We start from the raw sequence: 21,926 nt of genomic DNA, 5'->3' as shown, positions 1-21,926 counted from the left end.
GCTGGTCAGGCGAAACGCGGAATTGGCAATTGAAGGACGAAGTATGGCTCAATCCTGAACGGGAAGAGCATGAAGAACTAAAGATTGCAGCATGAAGTGACGCGACATCTTTGTTGACAACTACCGCCCATATCATCTGTTATTTTCATAGCTACCAGCCCAACGGCTGTTTAAATAGGTGGCCGCTTCTGGCCGATTCCTGCCGGTCGTTTTTCCTGATAGTGACCGGTACCATGAAACTCTAACTCATCTGACAACCTGTGTCAGATGAAGTTTGAACCGTACACGTTAGCGCAGTGGCGCGACGAACTCAGGCTTTCTGCGATAGACACGGTCAGTAAGTCGACTATCAGCATGAGCCAGTAGCGCTCTAGCGTGCTCAAGGCTTGAAGCGTCACTGGCGCACTTTGCCCGCAAATCGTGTTCAGTGAATTTTTGCTGCACTTTGGTTTCCTCCAGGACACGTGTGCTAAATCCGCTCCACATTGAATCCCAACCACCTGCACGTCCGCTTTCTTCGTTGAAGTAACATTTGCCTGATCTATTGCAGAAAATGTAAGGTGATATTTTTACGGGGCGCGCGGCAATTGCCATGGCTATCGCCTCTCGCACCTCTTCAGACCAACCAATAATTAATCGCTTGCCTGTGCTGTTTAGGGTTTTGTGCGGCGTTACGTGAATGCCATCAGATGTGGGTTGTATATTAAAACCCGGATACATTTCTGTACTAATTCGACGCTGACTTGGCAGTCGTTGTCGGACCAAGTGACCGCCGTCAACTAAACGGTCCGTCACGATTCTCGGAACCGGGTATTCAACGTCAAACTACAAAGTGCTTATTTTGCTCTTGCTTCAAGCAAGACCGAGTGATTTCCTAGTCTCGGCTGACAGTGCGTCAAAGCGGCGCAAGTAATGCTGCTTTGGATCACTGCGAGACGGCTGACGTTTCGAAATCGAATTATCGCGGAAATTGATTGCCGCCATTATCGGGATATTTTTGATATATTTAAAGACATGTTCCTGGATTGGAGTAGCGTGTGTGCAAGGCGAGCGGCTACCTTTGCCGTCAGGTTGTCGCGATCATAGTTGGGGTTACATTCGGCAATGTCGGCAGCGATTAATTTACCGGAATTCTTTGCCAGCTGAGTCAGGTACTCGATTTTTTCCAGCGGAACGCCATAGGCCGCCGGTGCAGAAACGCCAGGCGCTTTCTCGGCCGGTAACACATCCAGGTCGATCGTCAGATAAACGTAGGTGGCGGCAGCAAGTTGATCCAGCAGTTCGCGTCCGAGATCAACAATATCGGTAAACACAAGATCGCTGTCCAGCTTGAATTGCACTCCCAGATCCTCCGCGCGTGCAAACAGCGCCGGTGTATTTCCCAGCCGACTGATGCCATAGCAAAGATAGTGAAACTCGATACCGGCCTGATGACACCAATCCGCCATTTGTTTAAATGGCGTGCCCGAGCTTGCAAGTTCTGACTCGCGTAAATCAAAATGTGCGTCGAAATTAATAATCAGTAAATGACCGCTATGTAGTGCTTGGCCCAGATGTTGGATGATACCAAGAAAGGTGCCGTAGGCAACCTCGTGGCCGCCACCTAGTGTCAACGGGAAAGCATGCTGTGCGAGAACTTGCTGCACCTTTCCGGCTAGGCGTTGTTGCGCTTGCTCTAACTGTTCATCGTCGCAAGTAAGATTGCCGGCGTCAAACACATGCTCGATACCGTGCGCTGGAAGAGCTGCTAACATACGTCGAATTGCATCTGGTCCATGTGCGGCACCGACTCGACCATAATTGCGTCGCACTCCCTCGTCACAGGCAAAACCGATCAGGGCGGCGCCGCCCCGGGACGTCTCGTCGAATGGCGATACAACTTGATGTAGACGACGTGTATCACCAGCACCATCTATATCTTGCCGACCTGTCCACAGCGCGCGATTCATCATGCGGCGCTACTTTGGGCGTTGCGTGTCAGTACCGCCTGCAAGAAGCTACGGGTCCGCTCTTCACGTGGATTGACGAAGATTTTATCTGGCGGACCCGATTCGACAATACGACCGTGATCCATGACTACGACGATATCTGCGACCTCTCGCGCAAAACCCATTTCGTGTGTGACCACCATCATCGTCATGCCTTCGTTCGCCAGCGCCTTCATGACCTGTAGAACCTCGCCGACCAATTCCGGATCGAGCGCGGATGTCGGCTCGTCAAAAAGCATGACTTTTGGCTTCATCGCCAAGGCCCGAGCAATCGCGACTCGTTGCTTTTGGCCGCCCGATAATGTAGCTGGCATTGAATCGGCTTTATGGCTCAATCCAACTTTTGACAACAATGCCCGTGCCAGCTCCTCGGCCCCCTGTTTGTCCATACCCTGGATTTTGCGTGGTCCTACTGTGATGTTTTCCAATACGGACAAATGCGGGAACAGATTGAAAGACTGGAACACCATCCCGACCTGCTCTCTAAGATGGTTCAAGTCATGATCGGGAAGCATGTTACCGTTCGTCAGCAGTTTCCGTGCGCAGATTTCAATGCTTCCTTCTTCCGCCACTTCCAGGCCGTTACAGCAGCGCAGCAAAGTGCTTTTCCCTGAGCCACTCGGGCCGATGACGACAATGACTTGGGATGGCAGTACTTCAAGGTCGATGCTATGCAGGATACGATTGCCGGAAAACGATTTTCCCAGGCCGCTAAGTTTAATGATAGGTTGGTTCATTGCATTGCCCCTCCTGCACGCAAGTGCTTTTCAATTTTTTGCAAAATCATGCTGGTGGCGCTAGTCAATACCAGATACATCAAGGCAATCACCAGGTACACTTCAAGAGAGCGATAGGAAACGCTGATGATCTTTTGTCCCTCGTGCATCAGGTCAGCTATGGTCAGCAAGGAAACCAGCGCCGAGTTTTTGATCAATGCGATGAATTCGTTGCCCAAAGGCGGAATCATGCGCACGATCGCTTGCGGCAAAATGATGGTACGCATTGCCGTCCCGGCAGACATGCCGAGCGATCTCGCCGCTTCCATTTGTCCTCTTTCGATAGATTGAATCGCTCCACGGACAATTTCCGACACATAGGCGCCGGAATAAATTCCCAAGCCAAGTATCCCGCAAACAAAAGCGGGCAGCAGGATGTTGAATTCGGGTAAGCCAAAGAAGAGTATGAACAATTGCACGATCAACGGCGTCCCGCGGATAAAGGTAACGTAGGTACTGCATATGCCGTAGCGCAGGCGTCTGCTGCGATCCAGCCGGCCGATCCCGACCAGCAGTCCGAGCGCGCAACCCAGCAACAGCGAGGTCGACGTAATTTCTATCGTAACCAATGCACCTCGCAAAAGATCATCCCAGCCGGCGACTACCGGCATAAAATCAAAATTCATTTTCCTGTCTCCCCATTCATTCAGATGTCAGACGACCCGCTTATTTTGCGGTTGCATCAAGCCATTTCTTTACCAATTTATCGTAGCTGCCGTCGAGCTTGGACTTCTTTAGAGCGGCGTTTAACGCCTGTGTCAGTTCCGGTGTGTCTTTACGCACTGCAAAACCATAGAGCTCAATGCTGATTTGCTTGTCGAGCACTTTCACACCAGGACGGGATTTTGCATATTCCAAGGCCGCAGGTTTGCCGGTCACGGCGGCATCGGCACGTCCAATTTCCACCAGGTTGAACATTTCTTGATTTTTTTCAACTTCCACCCGCTCGACGTGTGGGAAGTATTCCTTGAGATAATTCACCGATTTGGTGCCGACCTGTACCGAGACCTTTTTTCCTTCCAAGTCTGCCGGTTTAAGTATGCTGCGGTTGTCGCTTTTGACCACGATCACCAACCCTCCCGGATAATATGGGTCGGTGAAATCCACTACCTTGCGCCTCTCCTCGGTGATATAGATTCCCGAGGCGGCAAGGTCGAAGCGTTTCGAAATCAACCCTGGTATCAACCCCTTGAAATCAATATCGGTCCACTCGACTTTCTTTCCCATCGATTTGGCCAAGGTTTCGACGAGTTCGATGTCGAAACCGGTTCTCTTTCCGTCCCGATAAAATTCGAACGGCGGAAAGGTTGCGTCGGTAGCCACCCGGATTACTCCTCCAGACTGGGCGATACTCAGCGTCGGTACAAGTATGCTGATTGCAGCGATTAAAGCGATGAAAAAGCGACGGTGGTTCATTTCTCTCTCCTGGTTGACATGCACATCTGAATTATCTGGATTCAGTACAACTTCAAACGCTCGCTGATGACTGCGGCAGCCTTGACCGTCAAATCAATCAACTCCTGTTGTCGACCGTCAGCTCTGACGGCCGGAGACATGAGGGTGATGGCGCCTACCATGTGATCCGACTTGCTGAAAATCGGGGCGCTGATACCCCACACTCCCATATCAACTTCACCTTCGCTCACGGCATAGCCTTGTGCACGTATTTTTGCCAGTTCCTGGCGCAAGTACTGTTGCGCCTTCGGCTGTCCGGAAAGTTGTTCAGTGATTACCGCGTCGACCAGTAATTCCGATAGATGCGCCAGCAGTACCTTTGCCGAGGCTCCCCGCAGCAGCGGTTGCGAACGCCCTTTAGAAAATGAACAGCGTAAAGACTGCTGGCTCTCCACCATATCAAGACACATTACCTGGTTGTTCATCGCAACCATCAGCCCAACGCTCTCCCCGCATAGCGTCACCAACCTTTGCATTTCGGAACGTGCATTACTTACCAGATAGGACGTGTGATCAAATCCCCAGGCCAACTGAACGCTCAACGGCCCCGGCGCATAAAAATTATCTTGTTCTTGTACCAGTCCCCATTTTTTCAACGGGAGCAAATGACGATATAGCGTGCTTTGAGGCAAATTCGTTGCATCCCTAAGCTGCTTTACGGTAATTGGCCTACCGTGCCTGGCTATGACGGATAGCAACATCAACGGCCGCTCACTTGTAGACGTGACCTGATGTGCAGTCTCCGGCGCCGATATGTCGCTTTTTTTCATTTATTTATAATCGAACTTAATTCCCACAATTACAAATCGGATTCCCGAATCATAGGAATCAATAAATGCTTTAATCGCAGCAATAACTGTGCCTTGTGATCAAGGTTGGAAAAATAGTAATGTGATGCTGGTAAGGAAATAGCCGCATGGAAACATTAAAATACGCTCTCTCATTAATATTTTCCTGCTTAAAACAGGTGCAAATGATGTGAATCCCTGCGACTGGGCCAGGAAAGTAACAAATTCAAGTCGCCTGTAGTGCGTATTCTGCCTCGAACTAATTGGGCGATCATTTGGCTGCCCGCGCAAGCGGGGCGGGAGGCCGTAGGGCAGGGTGAAGCCGTGTGTGATGTTCCCGCGATATGCGACAAGTTACACGGGATCAGCGCTGCAGCAAGCAGCGCTGAGAAGAGAGAACCTGCGGCAGGCGTTTAAACGCCTGCGGGCCGGCAAAGTCGCAGCCGGAATGGATGGTCCGGATATCAAGCAGACGGCTCATTATCTGGTGACGGCCTGGCCGCGCATACGGGCACAATTGCTGGCAGGGATGTACCGGCCGAGTCCGGTGCATAGACGGAATTGGTCAGATCCAATCCCAAGTGCTCGTCGCAGTACGGTTTGTGCGCACGACGAATGAGCACAGCGGCGGAATCGGACCAAATTCGCCAATCGCGCCACTCGCTCCGATCGTTGGCATCGGTCAACGTGGAGCGATGAACAGTGTGACGCAAGCCCATCACATGAAGCTTGCTGGCATTGGCTCCCAACGTTACGTCGATATCGCGCGGACTTTCACGCCATGTCAGTTGCGCAAACGCCATCACACGAAACTGTTCGTCGCAATTCATGCGACGCACACCAGCGTTGCCAGAATACCGATTGACGATTCGCCAAAACTCGTCCATGGAACAGCGTCCATGATCTGTGCAAACAGCGTCTTGCCTGTATTCATGGCGCGCCTTCCAGAGTATCAACTCTAGGAAGTTGCACAAAAATGAAGAATCAAGATTCAAATCGGCGTCAAATGAAATCAGCCGCCAGACCATGTCAACATTGGGTTTTACACGTTTAAAACGGCATTTAACCGGACACTACCGATGCTAAATATGTGTGTTCAATCCGATACTCGCCTGTTCGAATTGAGGAAGCGTAGACACGAGGTATATCCACTACAATTTTTCCGTCTGCCGCGACAGTGGATTCGTAGGTGCAAACTTGCGTTTCGTTGCGATCGATTAGCGTCCATCGGATCGCGCTGCCGGTTTTTGCCGCCACAGCGATTTCCATCATGGCGCAGCCCCCTAAGTTGGCTCCCACATGCTGATACGGATCTGCGCACGGCAGCATCCGCTGTGACAATCTGGAGCCGAAGCCAAACGCCATATCGCTGCTGAATGTTTGATCAAAGACCTGCGGCCATATGCAGGTGCGCAAGAAATCCTGGTCGGTCACCCTGATGATCTTTTTCTGCCTGGCGAGAAATTCCTGCATCAGCGCTTCTACGTCGCCCAGGATACCCGCGTAGGTGCCGAACAGGCCGGCGAGGATCAGTTCACTGTGTGTAAAGTAATCGCGGATGACGTGAAATGCGGAGCCGTCGTCCAGCCATTCTGCCACGCACTGCTGATCCCGTTCGCCGATCAATGCATCGACGTCGCGCACGATGACGATGGCCGCTTGCGGATCGTCCAGCGCCAGAAACCGCCACATGGTGCCGGGTATTTGCAGGCGCGCGCCGGACATCATCACAATTTCAGCACCCGCCGCCCGCAAGCGTTCCAGGATGTCAGGCGGCACTGTGGCGTCGACATAGAAGCGGCAGATCCAGCCAGGGAAATGCTGCCGCGCCGCCAGCACATTCAGCACTGACATTTCGCAATAGCGCGGCTTGGCGCCAAACAGGCTGAAAGCAATCAATTTGCTGCCAGCGCTGCGACGTTCCATGAGCGCATGCTTGGGCGGTGTCTTGCGCGCCTGGCTGTCTTTGAGCTGCAAGGAGCGCAAGCCGAGCTGCCGGTTCAAAGCGAGATCGCCGGTCCAGCCATAGGTTTCGGCGAGTCCGTCGCAGACATTTGCATTTTCCGGCATCAGGCGCAGCGCCTGCTTAAAACTGGTGATGGCGGCAGGATAATTTTTCAGCCTGAGCTGCGCCACGCCTAGCTTTTCATAGGCGGGAGCGCAGCCTGGCTCGCTTTTGAGAATTGATAATATGGGCAGGATCGCATCCCGGAACCGCCCGGCGCCAAGCAAGGCATCTGCGCGCGCTTTCAGTTTTCCGTTCTTCATGGTTGGCCCATATCGAGATTGCGAGCCCGCCGTTGCAGGCTGCTGTCAAGATTGAAGAAATTTGAGACCTCTGCCGATGGAAATGCCCATCGTGCATACTTTTTGATTTGCATATGTGCCTTCTGTTGAGCCGGCGTTTGACAACGTCATGAACAAGCAAGGCAACATATCCGCTTGACGATACTTTCATTAACGATGGATTCCTGGAGGGGAAGCTGCTCCGGAAAGATAAGATCGAAATTATCTGACTCAAAACAATCGCCAACAATGAGACGAATCTCAATTTCAGGTTTTTTTTAGCAATGCGTTATCCATGGCCAGGCCCAAACATTGGCTGGGTATTCTTTAAATGACATGGGCGGGCGCGGCGCGTCTTTCCAAGGCTTCATGCGCAAGGGCGGAGAATCGCTGCAAGGCATCTGCAAGTCCTGCTGCGTTGCCGCTCGCGCCCAGCGCTTCCATCTGCGCACAGACGGTGACCACTTCATGCTCCTGGATCATGGCAAAGGAGCCTTTGATCGAATGGATCTGCGCCAGCGCGGCGTCCAGGTCGCCTTTGCCGATGGCATCGCGGGCGATGGACAATGACTGCTCGCAGGTCTGCGCCAGGATGGCCAGCAAATCCGCACGCAAAGGCGCATGCTCCGGTTCGCCGGAGCTGGCGATGGCCGATTGCACGGCAGGGTCGGCGTCTCGTTTGAGATGTTTGCGCACAGTCTGGTCGATTGCATTGAGCGACATCGGCTTCAGCAGCACCCCGGAAATGCCTGACTGTTCGCAGCGCTGCAATTCGTCGGCCCCTGCATGTGCGGTAATGGCGATAATCGGCACGCTGCTTCCCTGGCTGCGCAGAAATGCTGCCAGGGTGTAACCGTCCATGAGCGGCATGTTGAGGTCGGTCAGCACCACGTCGTAGCGCCGCTCGCTGAAATACCGCAAAGCAGCGCGGCCATCCGCGACAATGTCGGCCTGGTACCCGAGCACCTCGAGCTGATCCTGGATCAGCTCCCGGTTGGCGGGATTGTCTTCTGCCACGAGCATATGGATCTGCGGCGCCGGGAGAGGTATCGTGATAGCGGTGACAGCCGCGGGAGCGGAGAAGGACTCGGGTTCCGCTTGTCCGCTGGCCCGCGCAATCGCCTCATGCAAGCCGTCCAGCGAATAAATCGATACGACAATGCGCCCTTGCTCGGCAACAGGGGAGCGCGGTCCGTCTTCGATCGCGTCGATAATCCAGGGGGCGCGTTGCGTCAGGATGTTTTCATCGGCGACGCTCCAGGGACGCGGATTGCCGAACACCAGCAAAGGCCGGGTTCCCGTTTCGAGGTCGCGCGGGTGCTCGGCGACATCAGCCTGGATCCCCCATTGCCTGAGCTGGGCGCTGATGGCTGCACGCCATTCCGGCGCTGCACACAGGAGCGATAGCCGCAGCGCGCCGGAAAAAGCCTGGCCGCGCACCTCGGCGCCGGGTTCGGCAGCCAGCGGCAGCATCACGGTAAATGTGCTGCCGCCGCCAACCCGGCTGCGCACTGTGATCGTGCCGCCCATCAATTCTGTTAACCGTTTGCAGAGAGCCAGGCCCAGGCCGGTGCCGCCAAAGCGGCGTGTGATCGACGTATCGGCCTGGCTGAAGGCATCGAAGATTTCCTGCTGGTACTCCACAGCGATGCCGATGCCGGTATCGGTCACGCTGATGGCGACTTGCCCGGCGCCGGCGCTGCGCACGGCTATCGTCACTTTCCCGGTTTCGGTGAACTTGATGGCGTTGCTTGCGAGGTTGGCGATGATCTGGCGCACACGCGCCGAGTCGCCGCGATAGCTGCGGCAAAGCGCCGGTTCCACCGTATAGTACAAATTCAGCGCCTTGGCGTCGGCCACCGGAGCGAACATGGCCGTGATTTCCTCCACCACCGCCACCAGGTCGAAGCTGGCTGTCTCAATACGCATCTGGCCCGCTTCAGCCTTGGAAAAGTCGAGGATATCGTTGAGGATATCGAGCATCGCGTGCGACGACACGTTGACGGTGTCCAGCCGGTCGCTCTGTCGTTCCGACAACGGCGAGCGCGCCAGCAGCTCGAGATTACCGAAAATGGCGTTGAGCGGAGTGCGTATCTCATGGCTCATTACGGCCAGGAACATCGATTTCTCCCGTTCGCTGCGTATCGCCCGGCGTCGCGCCAGGCGTTCCCGGTAGGCCAGGACCAGCACCAGCACGAAGCATAGCAAGAAGCCGGCGATTTCGGCTGCATAGTCGGACAGCAAGGTCAGGAAAGAGCGCTGGCGATAGCCGATGCCTTCTTCCCAGTCATGTATCAATTGCTCGTTGTCCCTGGCCGATATCGAAGCCAGGGATTTTGCGATGATCGCGGCAAGCACCGGCGCATCCTTGCGGATGCCCATGCCGAGATTGACCGGATGGTCCTCGATCCTGCCGGAAAAATTCAGCCTCCCGGGAAATTTCTTGCGCACCAGCTCAAACAGCACCACGTCCAGGCCCAGCGTGGCGTCGGCGCGGCCGTCGGCGACGGCCTCCAGCGCGTCCTCCAGGCTATCGGCATCGACGATATGCATCTGGGGAAAATTCTCTTTGAGGAAAGCCGCATACACTGCGCCCCGCTTGAGCGCGATGGTCTTCCCTTTCAAATCTTCCCAATGATGCGTGACGCGCGCGTCGGGACGGGTAACTACCGCCGTCCAGCCGAGGTAATAGGGCGGCGTGTAGATGATCGTGTCGCCTACCAGCGCGTCGTTGAAGGCGCTGGCGACGATCGGATAAAGATCTATTTTTCCTTGGTCCATGCCGCTGCGGACATTCTGCTTGTCGCCGTGCGGCACAAGACGCACCTCAAGGCCGGTGGTTTTTGCGATGAAATCCAAGTAACCCGATGCTATCCCTTTGTATTTGCCATTGTCGAGATATTCGGTGGGCGCGTTGTCAGCGTCGATGCCAACGTTCAGCACCGGGTGAGTCGTCATCCACTGGATTTCCTGGGCGCTGAAAAGCGCATCGTTGCGGGCATGGCTGGATGCAGGGGCAAGCAGAAAGATAATTGGTAAAAATAAAACCAATCCGCGGCGCCTGGACGGCAGTAAGTTGGTCAGATACGGCATTCTGGCTTTCGGATAGGTGTTGAGAATGCACAGAAGAAGACTGGGATGTCTGCGCGAGCCACAACGACGGTACATCTTGATTTTTGGCAATATGATACGGTTTTTCGTTAATTAATGTTATTGTTGAGTGGCAATAAAGTAAAGTGCAATCTATACGTACTTATCCCTTGGGTCCGAGCAAAATGAACGAAATTTCTATCCGCGTGGCGATCGCTGACGACCATCCCGGCCTGATCGCCGGGATTGCCTACGAACTGGAAAAAAACAAGACCATCGAATTGGTGGCTACCGCCCGTAATTCCACGGAGCTGATCGCCGTGCTCGACAAGGAACGGTGCGACGTGGTGGTGTCGGACTACGCGATGCCGGGCGGCGAGTATGGCGACGGCATCACGCTCTTCGCGTTTATCCAGCGGCGCTACCCGGAGATCCGGCTGGTGGTGCTGACCATGATGGACAATCCGGGCATCATCCGTCTGCTCCTGGCGCAGGGTATTTCCTGCATTCTGAGTAAATCCGATGCCACGGAATACCTGGCTGTTGCGGTTCAAGCCGCTTACGTGCAAGGAAAATATTTCTCGCCGACGATCGCTGCCATCATCCGCACGCTCGACGCTGAGGGTCCGGCAAACGATGCGGCGCGCTCATTGTCGACACGCGAGGTCGAAGTGGTGCGCCTGTTTGTCTCCGGCCTGACGATCAATGAAATTGCGGAACGTTTGCACCGCAGTAAAAAAACCGTGAGCTCGCAAAAAATCAACGCCATGCGCAAGCTCGGCATCCAGCGCGATGCCGACCTGATCAAATACGGGAACGAAACCGGGCCTGCCTCGTCGACAGATACTAAAATATCTTGATTGGAGTGCTGGCCGCCGCCGGCCAGTCTCGTCTCCAGGCCCGCCTTGTGGCCCTATCTACAAATTAAGAATTGTCTTAGTTTATTGTGCTGCATTTAAGGAATTGTCCGATTCTCCTGTCGCGCTGCAATCAATAGACTTCACTCTGTCGTCATCTGCGATAGCCACCGCTTGCGATGTAATCGCCGTGGAATACGCCCCTTCGCATGTCCGCCTTCGTCAAATTTTGTAAAACTTTGTCAAACGGCGGGATATTTGCGAATCGAACATCAACATGCAACGCTCGTCAGCTGGCGCCAGCATTGGCCGGGCGCCTCTTAACGAGTTGTAAGGAAGTGAATAAAAATGATGGAATTTTCTGTACGCGTCATGATCGCCGACGATCATCCGGCGCTGTTGCTCGGCATCGAGTATGAATTGGAAAAGGCGAGCACCGTCCAGCTGGTCGGCAAGGCGCTTAACTCCACGGAACTGATTGCGGTCCTCGACGAACATCCCTGCGACGTCCTGGTGTCGGACTACGCCATGCCGGGCGGCGACTACGGAGATGGCACCACGCTGTTCTCTTTCATCCAGCGCCGCTACCCGGATATCCGGCTGGTGGTGTTGACCATGGTGGACAACCCGGGCGTCGTACGCTTGCTCCTGACGCAAGGCATTTCCTGCATCCTCAGCAAATCGGACACCTTGGATCACCTGGTTGCAGCCATCAACGCAGCGTATGTCAACGGAAAATACTTCTCGCCGACAATTGCATCCATCGTCAAGACGCTCGATATAGACGGCAAGGCAAGCGCCACGTCGCGCAATCTGTCGACGCGTGAAGGAGAAGTGGTGCGGTTGTTCATTGCCGGCCTGACGATCAATGAAATTGCGGAACGTTTGCACCGCAGCAAAAAAACCGTCAGCTCGCAAAAAATGAATGCAATGCGCAAGCTCGGCATCCAGCGCGATGCCGACCTGATCAAATACGGCGCGGAAGCAAACATGGCGCCGGCGACGGATTCCCCTGTCGCATGAACCGCTAGGCGCTTCAGCTAGCGCGTGCCCTCACGATCCCTGCTGTTGAATCCGATTGGTCTTATTCTATTTCGGCATATTTGAAGAATTGTCTTATTTTCTATATGCGTGGCAACAAATAAACTTTGTCTTATTGTTTAAATGTCCCGCGGCGATCAGGCCGTGCGGCGCATGTTAATTGGGTATAGCCAAAATTTATGATACACGCCAGGGGAATATCACCATGAAAGAAAATGCCAAGGTAACGCCTCTGTTACTTGCATTTGCTCAGCTTTCCGGCAGTCAGAGGACCAGCTTCATCAGAGATATGAACCACTTTATCTTTGCCTCGACACCCGGCAAGCGGAAGATGATCGAAGAGTGGCGCACCGGCAATTGCGGCCCGGAAGAAAACCAGGTGCAAGCAGCGCAACATGCCGTGCAAATCCCGTTGACAAAAAACTAGAGGTGCGAAAATGGAGTCATACACCAAGCTCCGTGACGACCAGTGGCTAGCGTTGGAGCCGCTGCTGATTGGCAAGAGGGGCGATCCTGGTGCCGCCGGCCGTGATAACCGGTTATTCATCGACGCATTGCTGTGGCATGTCTCTCATCGGCGGCCTTGGCATAGCTTGCCTGCCAGGTTCGGTAAGCCGGGCACCGTCTACATGCGTTTCAGGCGCTGGAATGAATGCGGTCAGTGGCAGCAGCTGGTGCTGGATCTGAGAGGCGTTCCAGAACTGCAGGGCGTCATGATCAAAGTCACCGTATTCGCTGATCAGGAGATACTGCGGATCAGACAAATAGCCGCAAGGAAGCATCGGCGGGAAGCGTATGCCGCGGCGATTAGACATGCCAGGGACGGTAGCCTCCAGGCGACGCCGGAAAGCGACTCGGATTTTCACTGGGCAGGGCTGGTAGATGAAATGCCGTCGGATAAAGGCGCGCTGGATCGTTTCAGTTTTTCGATTGACCAGTAAATCTTGTCCTGATGTCGCCTTGGGCGTGCTTAAGGGCATCTCGAATAACCCCGGCACGTCATTTCCGAGCGGGTCATTCCGGACCGGGTCATTCCCGCGAACGCGGGAATCCAAGTTGCGCTCTAATAAGATGGATCCCCGCGTTCGCGAGGATGACGGCGTTTTTCGAGGTCACTTTCACTCCGCAACAGCCTCTAAGTCAGGCGCATCCTCCGTGCTTTTCCGCAGTTTTTTCGAAAGCAAGACTAGTCCTATTATATTTTACGGAATATATGGATTTGTCTGATTCACGTGGCATCCCGCAGTAAATAAACTTCATCCCATCAACCCGAAGCCATGCGATTCGCTAGCTTCGGGCGCACTTTTTTTAATCCGCCCCGTTCTCCCCGTTCTGTATTGGACTCACTATCTGCAGGGCTTGCGGCCGGCCGCTTTATACAAGCCCTGCTTTTTTTGAGGACCGTCATGTTATTCCGAGTAAATAATATTGCATCGATCAGGACGAGCCAAGACAAAGCAGCAGATGTCGTGGTTGAGAATTGCGAGCTCGGACGGCTAAACCGTTACCAGCGCGGATTGCTGTGGGGTGGGGGCGCCGCGTTGTCGGTCCTGATCCTGATTGCCGGCGCACTGGCGATCAAATCCAGCATCAGCGACTACATCGCCGAAGGACGTTATGTTTACCTGATGCACAAGGCGTCGCTGTTGCTGGACATTGAAACCAAGCAGGCTGCCTTGCGGCGTGGCGTGATTCAGGCGGAAATGTTGTGGACTGAACACCGCAAGCCGCCCGCGCAATTGATCCGGGATTTCGCCGCACATGGCGGCCGGGTCGTGATCCAGGCTAGCGACAAGGTCAATCCCCAGCTTGCCATGGGTGAGCTCGGCGTCGGCCGGCCGCCGGCTGCCTTCTCCGACTATCTTTCTTTCACCGAAGAGCAGGCATATATCGCTAGCGCCAGCGCGCAGCAGCTGCAGCTTGAACTGACCGGTTATTTCTACGACCTGGACGACAGCTTCATCTCCATCATGCCGCCGCCGCGCAACGGCGACCCTCTCAGGAGCACCGGCGCCAAGGACGTGACCGGGTTGATCAAACAGCTCGCGCCCGATATCGGCAACCTGCACGATCCCGCAGTCGCCAAACGCTTGCGCGAATCGCGCAGCATCGCCTGGCTGCCGGCTGCGCGCGATCCGTTTACCGGCGAAGAGGTGTTCAAGCTGGTGCAGCCGGCATTCGACGGCGACCACGCATTCATTGTGTTTGTCAGCGACCAGCCGGTTGAAATGCTCAGGAAACGCCTGCACCAGGCGCCTTACGATGGCAATTTCATTATTCTCGATGGCGCCGGCGAAGCGGTAATGAGCGAATGGTATAACGCGGTGGTCGATCCCGGCCTGACCCAGCGTGTGATCGATTCCGGCAGCTGGCAGCAGAAACTCGATACCTCCGAGCAATTCTATACCAACGGCGACTTCACCATCAGCGAGCCTTTGTCGGATACCGGCTGGGTCCTGGCCTACGCCTATTCCTGGCGCACCATCCTGGCGGCGCGCTGGCCGGTGCTGCTGGCCTATGCCGGCGGCACGCTGGCGGTGCTTGGCGCGTTATGGACATTTCTGTTGCTGTTCGACCGCCAGGTGTTCATGCCGGTGTTCCGGCGCTCGCAACGGGTGTTTGAAAGCGAGAACCTCAACCGCACCATCATTACCGCCGTGCCGCTGGGCCTGAGCTTGTTGTCGATCCGCAGCGGCGAAACCTTGCTGCAGAATGAGATCATGCGCGCCTACGACAACCCGGCGAAGCCGCTGTACCGGCAGTTCCTCGATCTTTACTGGAGCATGCAAAAAACAGATCCGGCCGGAGAGGGCAGCCGGATCATTGAACGCGATCTGGCGGTCAAGCTGGTTGGCGGCAGGCCCGCGCACTTGTTGCTGAAGCTGATCGAAGCAAAATATCAAGGCGACGATGTGCTGCTCTGCAGTTTCTCCGACATTACAGTGCGCAAGCAGCTGGAACGCAAGCTGGAAGAGGCGCGTGCGGCCGCGGATGCCGCCAGCCATGCAAAATCGGCGTTCCTGGCGACCATGAGCCACGAAATACGCACACCGCTCAATGCGATCCTCGGCAATCTTGAATTACTGGAGCGCTCGCAGCTGACAGAAGCGCAGGCCGACCGCCTGCAGACCGTCGGCACCTCTTCCAGAGCGCTGCTCGACATCATCAACGACATTCTCGATTTCTCAAAAGTCGAATCGGGCCAGATGACGCTCGAAAACACGCGCTTCGACGTCATCGATACAGTGGAACAGTGCCTGGCCATTTTCGCACCCCTGGCCGACGCCAAGGGGCTGGGCCTGTTCTACAAGAGCGATCCGGCGTTGCCGCGCTTCTATCATGGCGACGCTGCCCGGTTGCGCCAGATATTGCTCAACCTGCTCAGCAATGCCATCAAGTTCACCGACGACGGCAAGGTCAGCGTGTCCGTGCGCTGTCAGGCCGTTGCCGGCGGGCAGCCGGAACTGACGATCAGCGTCAGCGATACCGGCATCGGCATCAACGCGGCACAACAGCGCAGCCTGTTCCGCGCATTCACCCAGGCCGACGCATCGGTCAGCCGCCGCTTTGGCGGCACCGGCCTCGGCCTGGCGCTATGTAAGCGGCTGGCGGAGCTGATGGGCGGCCGCATCTCGCTGCAGAGCCGCCATGCAGCCGGCAGCACCTTCAGCATCAGCCTGCCGCTGCAGGCGGACGCGATCCAGCCGGACACGACGTTCGCCGGCAAGCCGGATCTCGTCCTGCTGTGTCCATCGGCGGAATGGCGTACTTTTATTTCCGGGCAGCTGCGCCATTGGGGTCTGGCGCTGCAATGCATTTCCCATCCCTTGCAAATGAAGCCAGGACTGCCCTTGCTGATATTTGGCAGCCCGCGCGAATGGAGCGTAGCCGACGAAGACAATCTGTACCAGCAGGCATCCTGGGTGATCGACGCGATTGACGATGGCCCCAGGAACGCTATCGTCAAGCACAAACGCAGCATCGTGTCCTGCTATTCCCTGGCCGGCTTGCGCCAGGCAATCGCATTTGCGCTGGCGCCTCCCACGCCGCCGGCAGCCGTCGCCGGCGCCGTCGATAATAGCGTCGTGGCGACATCCGTCAACAGCGCGACGCAGCGGCAAATCCGTGTACTGGTGCTCGAAGACCACCCGGTCAACCTGGCGCTGATACGCGATCAGCTTAATGTGCTGGGCTACCTGTCCGACCTGGCCGACAACGGCAACGCCGCGTTGCAGTTGTATGCGGAAAACCGCTACGACATCGTGCTGACCGATCTCAGCATGCCGGGCATGGACGGCTACACCTTCAGCACCCTGTTGCGGCGCCGCGGCGCGCAACAGCCGATCATCGCCATTACGGCGCATGCGTCTACCGATGAACGGCGGCGTTGCGAACGCGCGGGTATTACAGACGTCTTGTTCAAGCCGATGTCGCTGGAGGAGATAGCGCATATGGTCGGTAAATATGTGCCGGCGGACGCAGCATCGGTATCGGCGCCGGCCACGCCGCACAAGCCCCTGCTGGACGTGAAATTGCGGGAAGCCTTGCGCGACGCCAACAGCCGTTCGCTTGAGACGATGCGCCGCGCATTGGCGCTGGACGACATGCAGACGGTGCTGACGCAACTGCATTCGATCAAGGGGGCCTATTCCATGATGCGCGAGCAAGACGTCGTCGCCGTCTGCGTGCGGATGGAGCATCTCGGCCGGGCCGCCGACCCGGCTGCGTTGAACAGCGTTCTGCCTGAACTGGAAATGTTGCTGGACGATACAGAGCCTGTCGGCGGGGCCTGAGCGCGGCGTCCTGACAGAGCGACGCCAGATGTTGCCAGATGCTGCCAGATATTGGTGGACTGCCGGCGGACTGCCTGTTTTTTTACCGGATCGCCGCAGCATTTGTGACAAGTTGTCAAATCCGGGCGGTATAGCGATAAACAAGATTTGTCCTAGTTGTATTGCGTGCATATCGGGAATGGTCCGATTCACGCCATGCTTGCCGGTTAATACACTTCAGCCTGTTACATCGAACTCCAGCGAGCGCTGGAGTCTGTGTATTTCTGGTTGTAACGCCCTGAACGAGCTGGCACGGGTCGCCGGTTCTATCTGTAAGAGACCTCGAAAAGCGACGATTTTAGGGGACCTCTACCAGAGTGCGGAGTTGTTGTCTATTTTCGTTATCTATTTTTAGTTGCTTATTTTAGTGTTTATACAAAGGATTTTATCGTGGCAGTGAATACAGTAAAACTGGTTGTGGTGGACGGCAACGTCATCAAGGAAACCGTCGACTTGCGCAGCAGCAAGAAGGGCTCGCCGACCAAGGTCAAGGCCTTGAAAGGCGGTAAATTCATCCTGGCCGAGAGCGATACGGGCTTCGCGCCCGAGAACGTCACTACGCATCGTGTCGGCCACGATCTGCACATCAGCCTCGAAGGCACGGGCTACGATGATGCTGAACTGGTAATCGAAGGTTACTACGATAACGACGGCACGCTGATTGGGCTGGGCGAAGACGGCAACTATTACCAATACGTTCCTACCGACGCCGAGTCCGACCACTTTGTCGCCGCGCTGGCTGACGGCGCCACCTCGCCGCAGGTGCTGGGCGCCGAACGCCTGACTGGTCTTGGCGCATTTGTCGCCGGCCCGGCATTTAGCCTGCTCGGCCTGGGCTTGGCCGCGCTGGGCGCGCTGGGGATCATCGGCGCAGCGGTCGCTATCGGCCGTGGCGATGACGGTAGTATCGGCGGTGGCCACGATGGTGGGCAAAACCCTGGTGATGGCCATCTCAGGCCGAGCATTGGCGAGGCGACGGACAATGTCGGCGACAAGACTGGCGCCCTTCACAGCGGCGATGTCACCGACGATACAGCGCCAGTATTTACCGGCACCGGCAAGCCTGGCGAGCAGATTAACATTATCGACAACGGCAAGATCATCGGCAGCACTATTGTTGGCGATGACGGCAGCTGGACTTTCAAGCCGACGACACCGCTGCCAGACGGCAATCACACCATCATTGTGCAGCCTGCCGACGGCGGCGATCCTTCAGACGGCTTCGACCTGATCGTCGACACGACTGCGCCAGACAAGGTCGTTATCGACGGCGTTGACGATGATTTTGGTGAACGGATGGGGCCCGTGGCCAACCATGGTTTTACCGATGACAATACGCCGACCCTGCATGGCCATGCCGAAGCGGGGAGCACCGTGACGATTTATGGCAACGACCAAATGCTTGGCACGGCTGTGGCCGATGCCGATGGCAATTGGCGTTTCACGCCAACCGAGTTACCGGATGGCAGTTACAATTTTACTGCCAGAGCCACCGATGCTGCGGGCAATATCGGTTTGCCGTCCGATCCGTATGAAGTGATTATCGACACCGTGGCGCCAGGAAAGCCGGGGCTGGGTGATGAGGGCAATTCCAACATCGGCGACATCCTCGATGATTATGGTCCGATCAAGGGCTCCATCGATAATCCGGGGCTGACCGACGACGACACCCCGACGTTGATCGGCAAGGGCGAGCCGGGCGATACCGTGACCATCATCGACAACGGCGAAGTGATTGGCACGGCGCCGGTGGACAAGGATGGCAACTGGAATTTCACGCCGGATCCGCTGGGCGATGGCAAGCACGACTTCACCATCATCGTCACCGATCCGGCCGGCAATGCTTCCGATGAGTCGGATCCATGGACCGTGGTTATCGATACCGAAAAGCCAGACAAGCCGGTGATCACCTCGGTGATTGATGACCAGGGCGACGTGACTGGCCCGATCAATCCGAACGGCACCACCGACGACGCGCAGCCTGAAATCAAAGGCACTGCGGAAGCCGATTCGACCGTGATCATCAAGGACAACGGTGTGGTTATCGGTAGCACGACAGCGGATAAGGACGGCAATTGGAGTTTCACACCAACACTGCCGTTGCTGAACGGTGGTCATGAACTGACCGTGGAAGCGATGGACCCGGCTGGCAACATTTCGGATCCGTCGGATCCGTTCAATTTTGATTTGCTGACAGGCGGGGTGCCGACAGCGCCGGCAATTACCGGCGTACTCGACGACCAGGGCGACATCACCGGCAATGTTGCGCCGAATGGCATCACCGACGACAGGCAACCGGAGATTCACGGCACGGCCCAAATCGGCTCGACCGTCTCGGTGTATCTCGACGGCACGCTGTTGGGCACGGCGCCGGTGAATGCGCAGGGCCAATGGAGTTTCCAGGTCACTACTGACTTGCCAGACGGCTTGCATAATTTCACGGCCAAGGCCACCAGCGCTGCTGGCAATGTCAGTGCGGAAACCGGGGATTATCCGATCACGGTCGATGGCACGGCGCCAGGCGCGATTGTCGATCCGACGCTGACCGACGATATCGGTGCAGTGACGGGTCCGATCAACACCGGCGACACCACTGATGACGCCAATCCGACTTTTACCGGCAAGGGCGAGCCTGGCAGCACCGTGATCATCAAGGACAATGGTGCAGTGATTGGTACAGCGCCGGTCGACAGCAATGGCGACTGGACGTTCACGCCGGCCACACCTTTGCAGGACGGCGATCATAGCTTCATAGCAGAACCGGTCGACCAGGCCGGCAACCATGGTCCGGAAACCGCGCCGATAGACTTTACGGTGGACACCAGCGGCGTGGTCATTTCGATTACCAGCGTAGTCGACAATTTCGGCGCGGTCACCGGCCCGATTTCGCTCAATGGCGTCACCGACGACACCACGCCAACGCTTAACGGCAAGGCGACCAAGGGTGCTATCGTCACCGTGTATGACACTGACGGCCATGTGCTGGGCACCACCACGGCCAGTGCCAACACGGGCTTGTGGAGTTTCACGCCGACCAGCGAGCTGGGCGAAGGTGCGCATCATCTGACGGCGACGGCGACCACGGACGCGGCAGGCGAAAGCGCGCCGGTGGCGTTCGATCTGACGATTGACACCACAGCGCCGGCGGCGCCAAGCATCACCGACGTGCACGACGACGTCGGCACGATTCAGGGCACGGTGGCCGATAACGGCTTTACCGACGACACGACGCCGACGCTGACAGGCAAGGGCGAAGCAGGCAGCACGGTGAGCATTCGCGACAATGGCAACGTGATTGGCATGGCGCTGGTCGACAGCAATGGCGACTGGAGTTTCACGCCGGGTACGGATTTGAACAAGGGATCACATGCCTTCACGGTAGTCGCTACTGATCCTGCAGGCAATGTCTCCGCGGAGTCCGCACCATGGACGGTGACCGTCGATTTCACGGCGCCAGACCAGCCGGTCATTGGCGATATCCTCGATGATTTTGGCCCGGTCACCGGTTCCATCGATAATCCTGGGCTGACCGACGACGACACCCCGACTTTGGTTGGCAAGGGCGAGCCGGGCGATACCGTGACCATCATCAAGGACGGCGAAGTGATTGGCACGGCGCCGGTCGACAGCAATGGCGACTGGACGTTTACGCCGGATCCGCTGGACGATGGCAAGCACGACTTCACCATCATCGTCACCGATCCAGCCGGCAATGCTTCCGATGAGTCGGATCCATGGACCGTGACTATCGATACCGAAAAGCCAGACAAGCCGGTGATCACCTCGGTGATTGATGACCAGGGCGACGTGACTGGCCCGATCAATCCGAACGGCGTCACCGACGATGCGCAGCCGGATATCACAGGCACGGCAGAAGCCAATTCGATCGTGATCATCAAGGACAACGACCAGATTATCGGTAGCGCGCAGGTGGATGAAAATGGTAATTGGAGTTTCACGCCAACACTGCCGTTGGATATTGGTGGTCATGCATTGACCGTGGAAGCGATGGACCCGGCTGGCAACATTTCGGATCCATCGGATCCGTTCAATTTCGATTTGCTGACAGGCGGGGTGCCGCCGGCGCCGGCAATTACCGGCGTGCTCGACGACCAGGGCGACATCACCGGCAATGTTTCGCCGAATGGCATCACCGACGACCGGCAACCGGAGATTCATGGCACGGCCCAAAGCGGTTCGATCGTCTCGGTGTATAGCGACGGCACGCTGTTGGGCACGGCGCCGGTGAATGCGCAGGGCCAATGGAGTTTCCAGGTCACTACTGACTTGCCAGACGGCTTGCATAATTTCACGGCCAAGGCCACCAGCGGTGCTGGCAATGTCAGTCCCGAAACCGGGGATTATCCGATCACGGTCGATGGCACGGCGCCAGGCGCGATTGTCAATCCGACGCTGACCGACGATATCGGCGCAGTGACGGGGCCGATCAACACCGGCGACACCACGGATGACGCCAATCCGACTTTTACCGGCAAGGGCGAGCCTGGCAGCACCGTGATCATCAAGGACAATGGTGTAGAGATTGGTACGGCGCCGGTCGACAGCAATGGCGACTGGACGTTCACGCCGGCCACGCCTTTGGAGGAAGGTGATCACAGTTTTACAGCGACACCAGTCGACCAGGCCGGCAACCATGGTCCGGAAACCACGCCGATAGACTTTACGGTGGACACCAGCGGCGTGGTCATTTCGATCACCAGCGTAGTCGACGATTTCGGCACGGTCACCGGCCCGATTTCGCTCAATGGCGTCACCGACGACACCACGCCAACGCTTAACGGCAAGGCGACTC

General features: G+C 56.4%; 13 protein-coding genes and 1 pseudogene. 6 read left to right on the top strand and 8 right to left on the bottom strand.

The annotated features are described in order from the left end of the window. Positions 1-983 precede the first annotated feature (983 nt). From hutG to ABI171_RS16720, 8 genes and pseudogenes are all read right to left on the bottom strand, one after another. Positions 984-1,952, bottom strand: coding sequence for a formimidoylglutamase (hutG, locus tag ABI171_RS16755; RefSeq protein WP_348093668.1), 969 nt, complete (start codon positions 1,950-1,952; stop codon positions 984-986). Beyond that, positions 1,949-2,725, bottom strand: coding sequence for an amino acid ABC transporter ATP-binding protein (locus ABI171_RS16750; RefSeq protein WP_348093667.1), 777 nt, complete (start codon positions 2,723-2,725; stop codon positions 1,949-1,951). The genes hutG and ABI171_RS16750 overlap by 4 nt, the downstream gene beginning before the upstream one ends. Continuing rightward, the gene (locus ABI171_RS16745; protein WP_348093666.1) at positions 2,722-3,390 is read right to left on the bottom strand and encodes an amino acid ABC transporter permease; all 669 of its coding nucleotides are present in this window, start codon (positions 3,388-3,390) and stop codon (positions 2,722-2,724) included. The genes ABI171_RS16750 and ABI171_RS16745 overlap by 4 nt, the downstream gene beginning before the upstream one ends. Positions 3,391-3,430: 40 nt before the next feature. After that, positions 3,431-4,180 (bottom strand): transporter substrate-binding domain-containing protein, encoded by a 750-nt coding sequence (locus tag ABI171_RS16740; RefSeq protein ID WP_348093665.1) that lies wholly within the window; start codon positions 4,178-4,180, stop codon positions 3,431-3,433. 41 nt (positions 4,181-4,221) lie between these two features. Continuing rightward, a complete protein-coding gene (locus ABI171_RS16735; protein WP_348093664.1) occupies positions 4,222-4,989 on the bottom strand; it encodes an IclR family transcriptional regulator in 768 nt (255 codons plus the stop codon). Between the two features lie 557 nt (positions 4,990-5,546). Beyond that, positions 5,547-5,941: pseudogene (locus tag ABI171_RS16730) on the bottom strand (DUF4372 domain-containing protein); the annotation flags it as partial. Positions 5,942-6,069: 128 nt separating this feature from the next. Beyond that, a complete protein-coding gene (locus ABI171_RS16725) occupies positions 6,070-7,275 on the bottom strand; it encodes a tetratricopeptide repeat protein (RefSeq protein ID WP_348093663.1) in 1,206 nt (401 codons plus the stop codon). A 345-nt stretch (positions 7,276-7,620) separates the two neighbouring features. Continuing rightward, positions 7,621-10,251: an ATP-binding protein gene (locus ABI171_RS16720; RefSeq protein ID WP_348093662.1), complete on the bottom strand. Its 2,631-nt coding sequence runs from the start codon at positions 10,249-10,251 to the stop codon at positions 7,621-7,623. A 317-nt stretch (positions 10,252-10,568) separates the two neighbouring features. Here ABI171_RS16720 and ABI171_RS16715 point away from each other — a divergent pair, with 317 nt between their 5' ends. From ABI171_RS16715 to ABI171_RS16690, 6 genes are all read left to right on the top strand, one after another. Then, the gene (locus ABI171_RS16715) at positions 10,569-11,243 is read left to right on the top strand and encodes a response regulator transcription factor (protein ID WP_348093661.1); all 675 of its coding nucleotides are present in this window, start codon (positions 10,569-10,571) and stop codon (positions 11,241-11,243) included. Between the two features lie 345 nt (positions 11,244-11,588). Beyond that, complete coding sequence (locus ABI171_RS16710) at positions 11,589-12,263, top strand: response regulator transcription factor (protein WP_348093660.1); 675 nt, start codon at positions 11,589-11,591, stop codon at positions 12,261-12,263. Positions 12,264-12,486: 223 nt separating this feature from the next. Continuing rightward, positions 12,487-12,708 carry a hypothetical protein gene (locus tag ABI171_RS16705; RefSeq protein ID WP_348093659.1) on the top strand — a complete coding sequence of 74 codons (222 nt, stop codon included), beginning with the start codon at positions 12,487-12,489 and terminating at the stop codon, positions 12,706-12,708. Positions 12,709-12,718: 10 nt separating this feature from the next. After that, positions 12,719-13,222, top strand: coding sequence for a transposase (locus ABI171_RS16700; RefSeq protein ID WP_348093658.1), 504 nt, complete (start codon positions 12,719-12,721; stop codon positions 13,220-13,222). A gap of 528 nt (positions 13,223-13,750) precedes the next feature. After that, a complete protein-coding gene (locus ABI171_RS16695) occupies positions 13,751-17,074 on the top strand; it encodes an ATP-binding protein (protein WP_348093657.1) in 3,324 nt (1,107 codons plus the stop codon). A 429-nt stretch (positions 17,075-17,503) separates the two neighbouring features. Then, positions 17,504-21,926, top strand: a 4,423-nt coding sequence (locus tag ABI171_RS16690; protein WP_348093656.1) for an Ig-like domain-containing protein, incomplete at its 3' end; no start/stop codon positions are given.

It is taken from the genome of Collimonas sp. (assembly GCF_039923675.1).
GTDB lineage: Bacteria > Pseudomonadota > Gammaproteobacteria > Burkholderiales > Burkholderiaceae_D > Collimonas.
This window is presented reverse-complemented; position numbering and strand designations above follow the sequence as displayed.